The sequence below is a fragment of the Tepidibacter hydrothermalis genome (assembly GCF_029542625.1).
GTDB classification, from domain to species: Bacteria; Bacillota; Clostridia; order Peptostreptococcales; family Peptostreptococcaceae; genus Tepidibacter_A; species Tepidibacter_A hydrothermalis.
Window position 1 is genome coordinate 1,491,273 of record NZ_CP120733.1, and the last position, 15,658, is coordinate 1,506,930.

Sequence of the window (15,658 nt, forward strand, 5' to 3'; positions counted from 1 at the left end):
ATGAAACCTCTTAACTATGCTATTTTAAAATATTTTACAACGGTTGATGATGCTTGTGCAGCAGATGTTATTGAAGCTTTGAAAGGTGAATATGGTAATTTCAAAGCCTTGAATAAGAAGGATGTAATTTCTGCTTTAATGACGGCTGAAGCTAATGGCCTTCTTGAAGAATCAAGATTTGAAATGAACGAGGCTGAAGAATTAAAAGTTTATTATCGTGCTCATGAAGAAGGAGCAGCTACAATTAATAAGTATATTAAAGATTAATAGCTTAGATTATTACTAGAATATTGTCAATTTAAAGTAAGAATGAATACTTTTCAAGAAAAGCAATTTTATAAAGTGAAATTGTATTTTCTTGAAAAGTCCATAAAATACACATTGTTACAAATGGAAGGAGGTAATGTAATGAGGTATTACGGAGAAGAAGCATTAGGTCTTATCGAAACAGTAGGAATGGTTCCTGCAATTGAGGCGGCAGACAAAATGCTAAAGGCTGCTAATGTTGAACTTGTATCATATGAAAACATAGGTTCTACTCTTGTTACAATTATGGTAAAGGGCGATGTTGGTGCTGTTAAGGCGTCTGTGGAAGCAGGAGCTGTTGCTGCCGCGGCAATTGGCAAATTGACAGCACAACATGTTATGCCACGACCTATTAAAGATATTGGAGATATTGTTTCGATATATGACGTTGATAAATAAAAGTAAATTTGGAGAGGGGACTACATATGAGCAAATACAATGCTTTAGGTTTAATAGAAACATTTGGTATAGTTTTTGTTTTGGAGGCTGCAGATGCAATGTGTAAAGCGGCAGATGTTGAATTGATTGGTTTTGAAAACGTAGCTTCTGGATATATTTCTGTGTTAGTTCGCGGAGACGTAGGAGCATGTAAAGCAGCTGTAGAAGCAGGCGTAAAAGCTGTAGAAGATATGGGAGCTGAAGTTTATAGCTCAGTTGTTATTGCAAGTCCGCATCAAGATATTGAAAAAATTATTTCGCGCTATTCACTTGATGTTTTGAACGCTTAATGAATCAATAATGTGGTACATTATAAAATTTTAGTAATGTATAAGTAGTAAACTATATTTAATGAAAGGGAGAGACAGAAATGAACATTATAGATAATGATTTGCTCTCCATCCAAGAGTCTCGAATTCTTATAGAAAATGCACGCGAAGCACAAAAATCAGTGGCAACTTTTTCACAGGAAAAACTTGATGAGATTGTTGAGCGTATGGCAGAAGAAATTGGAAAATATGCTTGCGAACTTGCAGTAATGTGCAAAGAGGAAACTGATTATGGAAAATGGCAGGATAAATATATCAAAAATCGATTTGCTTGTGAGTATCTACCAATTAGACTTAGAAAAATGTGCTGTGTAGGTATTATTGGGGAAGATAAAGAGAATAAGACTATGGATGTAGGAGTACCTATGGGTGTAATTATAGCATTAAGTCCTGCAACTAGCCCTATTTCCACTACCATCTATAAAGCTTTAATTGCAGTTAAGTCCGGAAATGCAATTATTTTTTCTCCGCATCCTAGAGCGAAGAAGACAATTGGTAAAGCTCTTGACATTATGATAAGGGCTGCTGAAGGCTATGGATTACCAGCAGGAGCTCTTTCATATTTACATACTGTAACAACTGCTGGAACAATGGAACTAATGAATCACAAAGAAACATCACTTATTATGAACACTGGTGTTCCAGGAATGCTTGATGCAGCATATAAATCTGGAAAGCCTGTGATTTATGGGGGCAATGGTAATGGACCTGCATTTATTGAACGTACAGCTGATATAAAGCAGGCAGTTAGAGATATTATTGCTAGTAAGACATTTGATAATGGAATGGTATCAGCGGCTGAACAGTCTATTGTTGTAGATAGTTGTATTGCAGCTGAGGTTAAACAGGAGATGCAAGTCAGTGGTGCGTATTTCATGACAGAGGAAGAGGCACAAAAACTTGGTTCACTGTTTTTTTATTCAGATGGAAAAGTAAACTCTGAAATGGTTGGTAAATCTGCATTAGAATTGGCCAAGAGAGCAGGATTTTGTGTTCCAAGTAATACACTAGTATTGATTTCTGAGCAGAAATATGTTTCTGAGACCAATCCTTACTCTAAGGAAAAACTTTGTCCAGTTTTAGCTTACTATATTGAAGACGATTGGATGAATGCCTGTGAAAAATGTATAGAGTTACTATTAAGTGAGAGAAATGGACATACCCTTGTTATACACTCGAAAAATGAAGAGGTTATTCGCCAGTTTGCATTAAAAAAACCGGTTGGTAGAGTACTTGTGAATACTCCGGCTTCCTTTGGTAGTATGGGTGCGACAACTAATTTATTTCCTGCATTAACTCTTGGAAGTGGATCAGCAGGTAAGGGAATGACATCGGATAATGTTTCACCGATGAATCTGATTTATATTCGTAAAGTAGGATATGGTGTAAGAAACATAGATGAGATAACTAATAGAGTTTTAACAAGAGAAAAAACGTCTATAAGTTGTGTATCAAAGTCTGAAGAGTGTAATCAAGATGAAATTAAGATAATACAACATATTTTAGAAAAAGTTATGAAAGAAATAAAATAGCTTTTTAGATTTGTTTAATAATTGTAAAGAAACATATATGAAATTAAAAATAATTGAAAAAGAATTGGGGGTAAAGAGTTTGGATATTCGTGAATTTTCAAATAAATTTGCAGAAGCCACTAAAAACATGTCTGCAGAAGAAAGATCATCTTTAATGAAGATTTTTGAAGGTATTTCAAAAGAAATTACAAAAGACGATATTAAATCTCACATACAGCCAGACGTAAATGAGCATAAAGTTCCAGAAGGTATAACTGAACGTCTAAAAAAGCTTAAGGAAACATATTTAAAGTGGAAACCCACTATTACTACATATCGTGCACGTGCTATTACAAAGATCGCTAAGGAAAATCCAGGTATGCCTAAGATTTTATTAAGAGGTAAATGCTTCAGATATTGTTGCGAAACTGCGCCTTTAGTAATTCAAGATGATGAATTGATTGTAGGAGCTCCTTGTGGTGCACCTCGTGCCGGTGCTTTTTCTCCTGATATAGCATGGAGATGGATGGAAGATGAAATTGATACAATTGGTACTCGTCCTCAGGATCCATTTTATATTTCAGAAGAAGATAAGAAATATATGCGTGAGGAACTTTTTCCATTCTGGAAAGGTAAATCAGTTGATGAGTATTGTGAAGATCAATATCGTGAGGCTGGAGTTTGGGAAATTTCAGGTGAATCCTTTGTTTCAGATTGTTCATACCATGCAGTAAATGGTGGTGGAGATTCAAATCCTGGATACGATGTAATTCTAATGAAAAAAGGTATGTTAGATATTCAAAAGGAAGCACAAGAACATTTAGACAAATTAAGTTATGAAAATCCTGAGGATATTGAAAAAATTTATTTCTATAAATCTGTTATTGAAACTACTGAAGGAGTTATGATCTATGCTAAGCGTTTATCTGAATATGCCGCAGAACTGGCAGAAAAAGAGACGAATCCTAAGCGTAAGGCAGAACTACAAAAGATTTCTGAAATAAATAAAAGGGTGCCAGCTCATAAGCCTAGTAACTTCTGGGAAGCAATTCAGGCTGTTTGGACTGTGGAGTCTTTATTAGTAGTTGAAGAGAATCAAACAGGTATGTCAATTGGACGTGTTGACCAGTATATGTATCCATTTTATAAGGCGGATATAGAGAGCGGTCGTATGACTGAGTATGAAGCATTTGAGTTGGCTGGTTGTATGTTAATTAAAATGTCAGAGATGATGTGGATTACTAGTGAAGGTGGTTCTAAGTTCTTTGCAGGATATCAACCATTTGTTAATATGTGCGTTGGTGGTGTTACACGTGAGGGTCTTGATGCTACGAATGATTTAACTTATTTATTAATGGATGCAGTTCGTCATGTTAAGATTTATCAACCATCATTGGCAACACGTATTCATACTAATTCTCCTAAGAAATATTTAAAGAAAATTGTTGATGTTGTTCGTTCAGGTATGGGATTCCCAGCATGTCACTTTGATGATGCTCATATTAAGATGATGCTAGCAAAAGGAGTTTCTATAGAAGATGCACGTGATTATTGTTTAATGGGTTGTGTTGAGCCACAAAAGGCAGGTAGATTATATCAGTGGACTTCTACAGCTTATACACAATGGCCCATTTGTACTGAATTAGTTTTAAACAAAGGTGTTCCACTATGGTATGGTAAGCAGGTTTGCCCTGATACGGGGGATTTAGACAGTTTTAAAACTTACGAAGAGTTTGAAAATGCTGTTAAAGAACAGATTAAATATGTTACTAAGTTGAGTAGTATAGCTACCGTTATATCACAGCGTGTTCATAAGGAGTTAGCTCCAAAGCCATTAATGTCAATTATGTATGAAGGCTGTATGGAAAAGGCTAAAGATGTTTCTGCTGGTGGTGCTATGTACAACTTTGGTCCTGGTGTTATATGGAGTGGTTTAGCTACATATGTAGATTCTATGGCTGCTATTAAGAAGCTAGTATATGATGAAAAGAAATATACATTACACCAATTAAATGAAGCATTAAAAGCTGATTTTGAGGGTCATGAACAACTTAGAAGTGATTGCTTGAAGGCTCCAAAGTATGGTAATGATGATGATTATGCAGATTTAATTGCTGCTGATTTAATTAACTTTACTGAGATGGAACATCGTAAGTATAAGACTCTACATTCTGTACTTAGCCATGGTACTTTATCTATATCTAACAATACTCCATTTGGTCAATTGACTGGAGCATCTGCCAATGGACGTAAAGCTTGGACACCATTATCTGATGGTATAAGTCCAACTCAAGGAGCAGATTTTAAAGGACCTACTGCAATTATCAAATCTGTTTCTAAAATGTCTTGCGATAATATGAACATAGGTATGGTTCATAACTTTAAGCTTATGGCTGGTCTACTGGATACACCAGAAGGTGAAGAGGGTATTATTACATTATTGCGTACTGCTTGTATATTTGGTAATGGTGAAATGCAGTTCAATTATTTAGATAATAATACATTAATAGAAGCACAAAAGCATCCAGAGCAGTATCGCGATCTGATAGTTCGTGTGGCAGGTTACAGTGCATTCTTCGTTGAACTTTGCAAGGATGTTCAAGATGAGATAATAAGTAGAACTATGCTTACACACTTTTAAATAGAATGATTTTAAAAATTTAATTTTATCTGATGTTCGGTTCTCATATGCGATAAGGCATATAGAGGACCGACTCATCAAACGGGAGATTAGATGATATGAGCAATAAAAAGGCAACTATAATTGAAAGAAAAGCATTTATATTTAATGTACAAAAATACAATATGTATGATGGGCCAGGAGTAAGAACATTAGTGTTTTTTAAAGGATGTCCATTACGTTGTAAGTGGTGTTCCAATCCCGAGGGGTTAGAACGAAAATATCAAGTTATGTTTAAAAGCGAATCATGTATGGATTGCGGTGCTTGTGTTTCAGTTTGTCCAGTTGGAATTCATACTATTAATAAAGAAGGAAAACATGTACTAGATCATAGTATTGATTGTTTAGGTTGTAATAAGTGTAAAGAGGTTTGTACTAAAGCTGCATTATCTATTGTGGGAGAGGTAAAAACCGTTTCTGAACTTTTGGAAATTATAGAAGAGGACCAAGATTTTTATGATGTTTCAGGTGGAGGAGTTACTTTAGGTGGTGGCGAGGTAACTATGCAGCCAGAATTCGCTGCAAATTTACTTATGGCTTGTAAGCAGGAAGGAATAAATACAGCTATTGAAACCTGTGGTTATGCAAAGCGTGAATCGATACTTCAAGTTGCTCAGTTCACTGATTTGTTTCTTTATGATTTAAAGCACATTGATTCAGAAAGACATTACCAACTAACAGGAGTGCGTAATGAGCGAATCTTAGAAAACCTAAAGGAACTGCTTCGCCGTAGATATAACGTAAAAATAAGAATGCCACTTTTAAAAGGTGTAAATGATAGTCAAAATGAGATTAAAAGAGTGATTGAGTTTCTAATGCCTTATCGTGATTACAAAAATTTTAAGGGAATAGATCTACTTCCTTATCATAAATTGGGGGTAAATAAATACAACCAGTTGGGTATGAAGTATCAAATAGAAGAAGATCCCAAATTGAGTAATGAGGAGTTAGAAATTATTGAGAGTTGGATTAAAGAATATGATTTTCCGGTTTCAGTTATAAAGCATTGATAAGCAGAGTTAATATATAAATAGATTGAGAGGTAACTTTTATGGGAGTTGTTGGTGAAAAAGCTATACAACGTGTCATACAAGAATCAGTACCTGGAAAACAGGTTACAATTGCTCATGTTATTGCATCACCTATGCAGGATATCTATGAACGCTTGGGAATAGATGATAAAGGAGCAATTGGAATTTTAACAATAACACCATATGAAACGGCTATTATTGCGGCTGATGTTGCAACAAAGACTGCGGATATTGAAATTGGATTTTTGGATCGATTTACGGGATCTTTGGTTATTACCGGTGATGTACAGTCTGTTGAGACGGCACTTAATGCGGTAAATGACACATTGAAAAATCTGTTGAATTTTACAACAGCTCCTATTACAAGAACATGAGAAAGAAGAGAATAATGGTAATTGGACCTACAAAATGTGGTAAAACCACATTAGTCAACGCATTAAATGATTATGAAGGTCCACTAAGAAGAACACAGGATATTATTTATGGAAAAAATACTATAGATGTTCCCGGATCTTATATAGAAAATACATGGATGTATAAGCATCTCATTGCAGTATCTCAGGATGCATCTCATGTTTTAATATTAATCGATCAGTCAAGATGTGATAATGTGTATTCGCCTGGCTTTGCCAAATCCTTTAGATGTCCGGTAATTGGTGTAATAACTAAAGTCGATTTAAATGTAGAAAATGAAGAGATATGTTATAAGAAGTTGAAACAAATAGGAATAGCAGAGCCTTATTATAAGATAAGTGTTCCAAATAAAATAGGTATTGAAGAGTTAAAAAAATACTTATTTTCATCAAAAGTAAAGGGGGATTAATATGAAGTTTATAACAGAAGAAGACTTACGAAACTTATTAAAAAAAGAACCTTTTACAATTTATAAAATAAAAGTAGGGGAAAGGCTTACACCAGGAGCACGCCAGTTTTTACTAGATCGTGGAATAAAGATATTTGACGATGGATCTTATATTAAAAAAGGCACTGAGAATATAGAAAAAGAATCTAAAGCGATAGAAATAAGGAATAATTGGAAAAAGAAAATGTTTGACTGCAAGATGAAGTCAATGGAAGCACTATTTCTTATTACTGCAGAGGAACTTTTAAGTAGAGATGTTTTTTTAGCTCAAAGAGTTATTGATTTAGGTAAACAATTCTCAAGTATTAAAAAAGCTTTAGATGCTAAGAATACCTCTGAAACATTTTGCTTTAAGGAATGTACAGGTATAAAAGCGGATAATTTTTCTGATGATTTGGATGATTGCTTTGAAATCACAGAATTTCACATACAATTGGAAAAGGGTAGAGAGATTGTTATTTTACATAGGCTACGTTGCGCTCTTAGAGAGCTAGAACCTTTTATTCTAGAACTGTTTGAGAATAATGATAGTGAAAATAAAATTTGCAAAGATATTATAGGGAAGGTTAATCAGAGTATTAATACATTGTCCCAAATAATTTGTTCTATTTTTGGAGGTAAAAGATGTCAGAGAAAGAATTAACCTATGAATATTGTGATCAGGTTGTGCGAGACTTTGAAGATGTGGTAGAACAGCCAATTGTAAGTAAATCTTCAGTTTATTATACTGGAGTAGATTTGGGTACTGCATGTGTTGTTTTAGCAGTGTTGGATGAAAATTATAAGCCGGTTGCAGGTGCTTACCGATATGCTGATGTAGTTCGTGATGGTATGGTTGTAGATTATATTGGTGCAATAAAAATTGTTAGAGAGTTAAAACAGGAGATTGAAGAAAAATTAGGTACAGAACTAATTTATGGAGCCGCTGCAATACCACCAGGGACAGATATGTTGGACTCAGGAGCAGTTAAAAATGTGGTTCAGGCTGCTGGTTTTGAATTAACTAATGTTCTTGATGAACCTACGGCAGCTAATAAAGTTCTTAAGATTCAAAATGGTGCAGTTGTGGATATAGGTGGTGGAACAACAGGAATTTCAATATTAAAGAATGGTGAAGTTATTTATATTGCTGATGAGCCAACAGGAGGTACTCATTTCTCACTAGTTGTTTCTGGTGCATACAAAATGTCATTTCAAGATGCAGAATTGTATAAGAGAGAGCCGAAAAATCATAAAGAGCTATCACTAGTATTAAAGCCAGTAGTTGAAAAAATAGCATCCATTATAAATCAACATATAGAGGGTTATGACGTTAATGAAATATCTTTAGTTGGTGGAACTTGCTGTTTATCAGGCATTGAAGAAGTAATAGAAAAAAAGACAGGAATTTTTACTCATAAGCCTCAAAATCCTATGTTTGTAACTCCTTTAGGAATAGCACTTAGCTGTACACAAGAAATTATAGAATAGGAGATAACTATATGTTAACTGCAAAATTAATTGATAATGTATGGGCAACTAGAAAAGCAGATTCACTAAATGGATTAAAATTCATGTTAGCAGAAGTAATTGGCGGTAGTGATAGTGGTCAGCGGTTAATTGTTATAGATATTATTGGTGCCGGAATTGGAGATCGAGTTATTGTTTGCACCGGTTCAGCAGCTCGTAGAATGTTAGGCAATGATGATATTCCAGTTGATGCAGCTGTTGTTGGAATTATTGATGAAGATTGCAATTTTGGATAAATTCAGGAGGTGTAAAAATGAATCTTCTTGATATGGTAAAAGAAGCCGGTATTGTTGGTGCAGGAGGTGCAGGGTTTCCTACCCATGTAAAACTTGAATCAAAGGCTGAATATATACTTCTTAATGGAGCAGAATGTGAGCCTTTATTGAGGGTGGACCAACAGCTTATGGAGTTGTTTCCAGATGAAATTATAAAGGGATTCGAAGCAGCAGGGAAATTCGTTGGTGCAAGTAAAGCTCTTATAGGTATAAAAGGAAAGCATAAAAAAGTAGTGTCTATACTTCGTGATAGGATCCAAGAACTTGGGTTAGAGGGTTTTGTTGAAGTAAAAGAATTACCAGATATATACCCAGTAGGTGATGAACAGGTATTAGTTCATGAACTAACAGGTAGGGTTGTTCCAGAAGCTGGAATTCCAATTCAAGTTGGATGTATAGTTGTAAACTCAGAAACTGCATTAAATATGTACTATGCATCTATTAAAGAGCCAGTCACACAAAAATATATAACAGTTACTGGTGATATACCCAAGCGTTTAACAGTAAAGGTTCCAGTGGGTACACCTATTATAGATGTTTTAAAGTTAAGTGGCATTGAAAACTTCGATAACTATGCAGTTATTGATGGTGGACCTATGATGGGTCCTGTTATGAGTAACTTAGATGGATATGTTACTAAAAAAAGTAAAGGATTTGTAATTTTGAAAAAGGATCATCATCTGGTGAGAAAGAAATCTGTTAGCTTAGAACAAGCGAGAAGAGTTAATAGATCTTCTTGTGAGCAGTGTCGTATGTGTACAGATATGTGTCCACGTTATCTTCTTGGACATGAAACACAACCACACAAGATGATGAATGCTTTAAATTATAATTTAACAGATATTGAGGGTCAAAAGATTGCACAGCTTTGCTGTCAATGCAATTTATGTGAATTGTTCTCATGTCCCGCAGGACTTTACCCCAAATCTGCAAATATGTATTTTAAAGATAAACTAGCAGAGCAAAATATAAGATATAAACCGAAAAAGTCAGAATTTAAAGTACGTAAAAGTCGAGAATATCGTTTGATTCCAAGTAAACGTCTTATAGCTAGATTAGGTTTGTATAATTTTGATAAGCCAGCTCCTATGACAGAAGTTGACGTAAATCCAGAATTTATACATATCTCAACAAGACAGCATGTAGGTGCACCTGCAGTTCCTATTGTTTGTGTTGGTGATTATGTTGAGTTAGGCCAACAAATAGGCAAAATTCCTGAAGGGAGTTTAGGTGCAACTATACATACAAGTATCTCAGGAACTATAGTTGAAATTGAAAAGGATTTTATTGTAATAAGGAGGGACTAATATGTCAAACGCAATAGGAATGGTTGAATTTACAAGTATTGCACGTGGAATATATGCAGCAGATCAAATGGTAAAAGTTTCTAATGTGGAAATAGTTACAGCTGGTTCTAGCTGTCCTGGTAAATATATTGCTATTGTTCATGGTGATGTTGCATCAGTTCATGATTCAGTGAGTACTGGAGAAAGAGTGGCAGAAGAATATTTGGTTGATTCAATTGTTATACCAAATGTTAGCCCTCAAGTATTTCCAGCAATTACAGGTGCAACTATGCCAGAGAGTATTCAGGCTTTAGGAATCATCGAGTTTTTTTCTCAAGCTACTATGATTGTTGCTGCTGATGCAATACTTAAGGCAGCGGAATTAGAGGCATTAGAATTACGTTTGGGAAATGGATTGGGAGGTAAGTCATTCTTCACTTTCACTGGGGATGTTGCTGCAGTTCAAGCCGGTGTTGAAGCAGGAAAAGCTATTGCAAAGGATAATGGTCTCTTAGTAAATGCAGAGATTATACCTTCGCCGTCCCATGTATTGATAGAGTCTTTGCTCTAATATTCTATCTGAATTAAGTTTCACTTTATCCGAAAGCTAAGAATTCTAAAACTCTACCCTCTTAAAGCTAGAGCTAAGAATTCTATAGCTTCTGGATTAGTTTAACTAGAAATTCAGATGGAATAAAAACTCCATCTAAATTAAGTTTCACTTTATATGAAAGGATGTGAAAAAGTGAAAAGATTGATTTGTGCCAAAGATATTGAGGCTGCCAAAAAGCAAGGTGAAAAAATAGTTTATATTGACAGTAATACAATTATTACCCCATCAGCAAAAGATGTAGCGAAATTTTGTGAAATAGAGTTTTCTACAGAACAAAAACCAGCTGAAGTAGTAAAAGTATCTGAGCAGATGAAAGTCTCCGAAGGTGGATTAGATAGTGAAATGATTTACAAGTTATTGAAGATTATGATGGACAAAGGTCTTTTAAATGAAATGCTTGATTCAATTTCTAATCCTAAGCCGTATGAGTGTGAAAGTGCTTGTAATGGTTTGAAGGTAGTGCGTGGCAATTCGGTAAAGTTCGATGTTTTTGATACTGGAAATCCTGATGCAAAGGTATATTATCAAGAATTAATTAGTAAAGATGAATCTTCTATGAGTTCTGGATTCTTAACTATTGATCATTCTAAATTTGACTGGGAACTCACTTATGAAGAAATTGATTATGTGATTGAAGGTAGTGTAACAGTCACTATTGGTGGTAAGGCTTTAACAGCATATCCTGGTGATGTACTCTATATTCCATCAGGTTCAAAAGTTACTTGGGAATCTAATGATAAAGCTAAGCTATTCTATGTTACTTATCCAGCTAACTGGGCAGATCTTATAAGCTAGAATTAGGGAGGATTATGTAATGCAGGCACTTGGTTTAATTGAAACAAAAGGACTTGTTGCAGCGATAGAGAGTTCGGATGCTATGCTAAAGGCAGCAGATGTAAATCTCTTGGAAAAGACGTATGTTGGAGGGGGTCTTGTTTATATTTGTGTGACTGGAGATGTTGGTGCGGTAAAAGCAGCCGTAGAGGCTGGTGGAGCTGCAGTTAGAAAAATTGATGAAAAATTGCTGATATCACAACATGTAATTCCACGACCACATGAAGAATTAAACGGTATAATTGGAACAATAGAAAATGAACTAGAAGAAGAAACAGCAGTTGAAGAAGTTATAATACCAGAAACTGAAGCAAAAGAAGAAAAAAATGATTCTATACAGATAATTTTCAGTGAATTACATAATAAAGAAACTGTAGATAATATGGTACTTAAATGTGGATTAGAAAAAACTATTGAAGTTCTTAGAAAATTTAAGGTCGTAGAACTTCGAAAGTTAGCTCGCAAATATAAGGAATTTGGCATAAAAGGAAAGAGTATCTCTAATGCAGGTAAAAAACTATTGATTGAAGAGTTTAAAAAATATTACAAGAATAATTAAGTTAGAAAACTAGAATATAAATTAAAACACTATGAAAAAAGAATGGAGGGAGTTTAATTGCAAAACATTGATAGAGATTTACGCTCAGTACAAGAAGCAAGAGATCTTGCACGATTGGGAAAAATTGCTTCAAATCAGCTTGCTGAGTATACTGAAGATCAAATTAATGAGATTTTATGTAGCATGGTTAAAGTAGTGAAGGCAAATGCAGTTTCTCTGGCTAAAATGGCTGTAGAGGAAACTGGATTTGGTAAAGTTGAAGATAAGACTTATAAAAATCATATGGCTTCTGTTATTTTATATGATGAAATTAGAGATATGAAGACTATTGGTGTTATTAGAGAAGATGTAAATCAGAAGGTGATTGACATTGCTGAGCCTATGGGACTATTAATGGGTATTGTACCATCAACTAATCCAACATCTACTGCTATTTTTAAAGCAATGATAGCTATTAAATCACGTAATGGAATTGTATTTTCACCACATCCTTCAGCATTAAAATGTACACTTGAGGTTGTAAATTTAATGAACGGTGCAGCAGTAGAAGCAGGAGCACCTGAAAATATTATAAGCAGTATTTCTACACCAAGTATACAAGCTACAAATGAGCTAATGAAACATGATGATATTGCTATGATAATTGCAACTGGAGGACCCGGAATGGTAAAGGCATCATATAGTGCAGGTAAGCCTGCATTAGGTGTTGGTGCTGGAAACTCACCAGCTTATATAGAGAAAACTGCTAATATTCAAAAAGCAGTTAATAACATTATGTCAAGTAAGACTTTTGATAATGGTACAATTTGTGCATCTGAACAATCAATAATTGTGGAAGAATGTAATCGTGAAGAGGTAGTAGCTGAGCTTAAGAAGCAGGGCGGATACTTTATGACAACAGAAGAAAATCAGAAAGTTTGTAAGATATTATTTAAGAATGGTCACACTATGAATGCTAAGTTTGTAGGTAGAACTCCTCAGGTTATTGCCAAAGCAGCAGGAATTTCTATTCCAGAAAACACAAGGGTTTTAATAGGAGAACAACAAGGTGTTGGTGAGGAATATCCATTATCATATGAAAAACTGACAACAGTTCTTGCTTTTTATACAGTTAAAGATTGGCATGAGGCATGTGAACTTAGCATACAATTACTTCAAAATGGTATAGGACACACTATGAGTCTTCATACTGAAGATAGAGATATGGTAATGAAGTTCGCTAAAAAGCCAGCATCTCGTATTTTAGTTAACACAGGCGGTACTCAAGGAGGAACAGGTGCAAGTACTGGACTTATACCTTCCTTTACGCTAGGTTGTGGTACATGGGGAGGAAGTTCAGTTTCTGAAAATGTTAGTCCAATGCATTTGATTAATATTAAAAGAGTTGCATATGGATTAAAAGAGTGTAGTACATTAGCTTCAAATGATCCATCTTTTGACTATCCTGAACTTAATAGCTGTGAAGCAAAGAGTGAAGCAGCATGTTGTGATACTAGTTCTATTTTAAATGAATTGAATATAGATTGTACTGATAATGAAAAGCTTTTAAGTCTAGTGAATGAAATAGTAAAATCTATGAAGGGAGTCAACTAAAATGGACAATCACGAAGCTGTCTTAAAGCTTCTTCTGGAGGCTGTCCAAGCTAACATGTCTTCAACAGAAAAAAAAGAAGACGCGGATGAAATTCCAGTAGGTATTTCTAACCGTCATGTTCATCTCTCACAATCAGATATGAACTGCTTATTCGGAGAAGGACATCAGATGGCAAAAATGAAAGATTTGTCACAGCCTGGACAATATGCTTGTAAGGAAACAGTAACAATTTGTGGATCAAAGGGTGCAATTGAAAAAGTTAGAATTCTTGGTCCAGTACGCAGCAAGACACAGGTAGAAGTTTTAGTAGGAGATTCTTTTAAGTTAGGTGTAGTCTCACCTATAAGGTTATCAGGTGATTTGCATGGTACGCCTGGAATAACATTAGTTGGTCCAAAGGGTTCTATTCAAATTACAGAGGGTTTAGTTGTAGCACAACGACACATTCACATGAATTGTGAAGATGCACAACGATTGGGTGTGCATGATGGAGATATAGTTTCAATTGAGGTTAATGGAGCAAGAGGTGGCATTTATAATAATGTTGCTATTAGAGCAAATGATACTTCTGTTTTAGAGTGTCATGTTGATACAGAAGAAGCAAATGCTATGGATATTAATTCGTCATCAAAAATTAAAATAATAAAATAAAAATTTAGGAGGAAATAAAGATGAAATATGATGCATTAGGAATGATAGAAACAAAGGGTTTAGTAGGATCAATAGAAGCGGCAGATGCAATGGTTAAGGCAGCAAATGTTTACTTAGTTGGTAAAGAGCATATTGGTGGTGGTTTAGTAACAGTAATGGTAAGAGGTGATGTTGGTGCTGTAAAAGCTGCAACAGATGCTGGAGCAGCAGCTGCACAAAGAGTTGGAGAATTAATCTCAGTTCATGTTATTCCTCGTCCACACATGGAAGTTGAGACAATTTTACCTAAGGTAGAAAAGGCAGACGCAAAATAGGACTTAAAAAGTCATACATAGTATATTAATAGAAAATAAAGGGTAGATATTTAATATCTACCCTTTATTTGTTATAGTGTATTTATACGATAGGTTTATTTTTTTAACTTAGATGTATTTGCATGCTTTCGATAACTTTGGGGAGTCATATTCATTTGCCCACAAAATACTCTATTAAAATATGATGCATCTGAAAAGCCACATTCTATTGAAATACGATAAGCAGGATAATTAGTTTTCTCTAATAGGTGACAGGCATGCTGTACTCTAAGCGTAATTACATATTCAGAAAATGTTACTCCCATTTCTTTTTTAAAAACTCGACTGAAATATTTAGGATTTAAAAAAACTTTGGATGAAACCATTTCTAAAGTGAGTTTTTCCATAAAATGTTCTTTAATATACTCTATTGATTCTTCCATAAAGTATTGACGAGATTCTTTATGGTTTGTACTTTTTTTCTTAGTAATTTCTTCTAACTCAACTTGAGATTTATCTATAGAGGTTAATATTTTGCAAAAAACTTGTTTAAATATGGCTGGCTTTATAGGCTTTAATAGGTATTCTAAAACATGTAATCTGATTGCCTTTTGTGCATAGTGAAAGTCCGAGCAGGCGGATAAAACAATGATAGATGTATTAGGAAGAAACTTTCTAATTTCTTCAATAGCACTTAAACCATCTAGTTCAGGTATTAATACATCCATTATTATAATATTTGGCTTATACTGCTTAGCAAGTTTTATGGCTTGAACTCCACTTTCACAGGTTAACAGTGTATCATCTTGTACAATTTCTTGAAGTACAATTGATTTTAGGAACTCCTGTTCAAGTATTTCGTCTTCTACAATTAAGATTATGCTCAT

The 15,658-nt window shown here is 34.6% G+C and carries 18 protein-coding genes and 1 pseudogene; 18 read left to right on the forward strand and 1 reads right to left on the reverse strand.

Annotation, left to right across the window (positions count from 1 at the left end; genetic code table 11):
- From P4S50_RS06635 to eutM, 18 genes and pseudogenes are all read left to right on the forward strand, one after another.
- Positions 1-267, forward strand: coding sequence for a hypothetical protein (locus P4S50_RS06635; protein ID WP_277733901.1), 267 nt, complete (start codon positions 1-3; stop codon positions 265-267).
- A 141-nt stretch (positions 268-408) separates the two neighbouring features.
- Positions 409-705 carry a BMC domain-containing protein gene (locus P4S50_RS06640; RefSeq protein ID WP_277733902.1) on the forward strand — a complete coding sequence of 99 codons (297 nt, stop codon included), beginning with the start codon at positions 409-411 and terminating at the stop codon, positions 703-705.
- A 26-nt stretch (positions 706-731) separates the two neighbouring features.
- Positions 732-1,034 carry a BMC domain-containing protein gene (locus P4S50_RS06645; protein ID WP_277733903.1) on the forward strand — a complete coding sequence of 101 codons (303 nt, stop codon included), beginning with the start codon at positions 732-734 and terminating at the stop codon, positions 1,032-1,034.
- Positions 1,035-1,114: 80 nt separating this feature from the next.
- Positions 1,115-2,605 (forward strand): aldehyde dehydrogenase family protein, encoded by a 1,491-nt coding sequence (locus P4S50_RS06650; protein ID WP_277733905.1) that lies wholly within the window; start codon positions 1,115-1,117, stop codon positions 2,603-2,605.
- Between the two features lie 79 nt (positions 2,606-2,684).
- The gene (gene cutC / locus P4S50_RS06655) at positions 2,685-5,225 is read left to right on the forward strand and encodes a choline trimethylamine-lyase (protein WP_277733906.1); all 2,541 of its coding nucleotides are present in this window, start codon (positions 2,685-2,687) and stop codon (positions 5,223-5,225) included.
- 98 nt (positions 5,226-5,323) lie between these two features.
- Positions 5,324-6,274: a choline TMA-lyase-activating enzyme gene (gene cutD / locus P4S50_RS06660; RefSeq protein WP_277733907.1), complete on the forward strand. Its 951-nt coding sequence runs from the start codon at positions 5,324-5,326 to the stop codon at positions 6,272-6,274.
- 41 nt (positions 6,275-6,315) lie between these two features.
- The gene (locus tag P4S50_RS06665; protein ID WP_277733908.1) at positions 6,316-6,669 is read left to right on the forward strand and encodes a BMC domain-containing protein; all 354 of its coding nucleotides are present in this window, start codon (positions 6,316-6,318) and stop codon (positions 6,667-6,669) included.
- 14 nt (positions 6,670-6,683) lie between these two features.
- Positions 6,684-7,118, forward strand: coding sequence for a EutP/PduV family microcompartment system protein (locus P4S50_RS06670; RefSeq protein WP_331489709.1), 435 nt, complete (start codon positions 6,684-6,686; stop codon positions 7,116-7,118).
- Between the two features lies 1 nt (position 7,119).
- Entirely contained in the window at positions 7,120-7,800 is a 681-nt protein-coding gene (locus tag P4S50_RS06675; RefSeq protein ID WP_277733910.1) for an ethanolamine utilization protein, read from the forward strand.
- Entirely contained in the window at positions 7,782-8,627 is an 846-nt protein-coding gene (gene eutJ / locus P4S50_RS06680; RefSeq protein ID WP_277733911.1) for an ethanolamine utilization protein EutJ, read from the forward strand. Before P4S50_RS06675 ends, eutJ begins: the two co-directional genes overlap by 19 nt.
- Before the next feature lie 11 nt (positions 8,628-8,638).
- Positions 8,639-8,902, forward strand: coding sequence for a EutN/CcmL family microcompartment protein (locus P4S50_RS06685; RefSeq protein WP_277733912.1), 264 nt, complete (start codon positions 8,639-8,641; stop codon positions 8,900-8,902).
- Between the two features lie 17 nt (positions 8,903-8,919).
- Complete coding sequence (locus tag P4S50_RS06690; protein ID WP_277733913.1) at positions 8,920-10,248, forward strand: 4Fe-4S dicluster domain-containing protein; 1,329 nt, start codon at positions 8,920-8,922, stop codon at positions 10,246-10,248.
- 1 nt (position 10,249) lies between these two features.
- On the forward strand, positions 10,250-10,798 hold the full coding sequence (locus tag P4S50_RS06695; RefSeq protein WP_277733915.1) for a BMC domain-containing protein: 549 nt from the start codon (positions 10,250-10,252) through the stop codon (positions 10,796-10,798).
- A 156-nt stretch (positions 10,799-10,954) separates the two neighbouring features.
- Positions 10,955-11,635, forward strand: a complete 681-nt coding sequence (locus P4S50_RS06700) for a cupin domain-containing protein (protein WP_331489710.1) — start codon at positions 10,955-10,957, stop codon at positions 11,633-11,635.
- 19 nt (positions 11,636-11,654) lie between these two features.
- Positions 11,655-11,918: pseudogene (locus tag P4S50_RS20185) on the forward strand (BMC domain-containing protein); the annotation flags it as partial.
- A 372-nt stretch (positions 11,919-12,290) separates the two neighbouring features.
- Positions 12,291-13,826, forward strand: a complete 1,536-nt coding sequence (locus P4S50_RS06710; RefSeq protein ID WP_277733917.1) for an acetaldehyde dehydrogenase (acetylating) — start codon at positions 12,291-12,293, stop codon at positions 13,824-13,826.
- 1 nt (position 13,827) lies between these two features.
- A complete protein-coding gene (locus P4S50_RS06715; RefSeq protein WP_277733918.1) occupies positions 13,828-14,478 on the forward strand; it encodes a phosphate propanoyltransferase in 651 nt (216 codons plus the stop codon).
- A 20-nt stretch (positions 14,479-14,498) separates the two neighbouring features.
- Positions 14,499-14,792, forward strand: coding sequence for an ethanolamine utilization microcompartment protein EutM (gene eutM, locus P4S50_RS06720; protein ID WP_277733919.1), 294 nt, complete (start codon positions 14,499-14,501; stop codon positions 14,790-14,792).
- Between the two features lie 95 nt (positions 14,793-14,887).
- On the opposite strand, the gene P4S50_RS06725 is transcribed toward eutM, so the two are convergent.
- Positions 14,888-15,658 carry a response regulator transcription factor gene (locus P4S50_RS06725; RefSeq protein ID WP_277733921.1) on the reverse strand — a complete coding sequence of 257 codons (771 nt, stop codon included), beginning with the start codon at positions 15,656-15,658 and terminating at the stop codon, positions 14,888-14,890.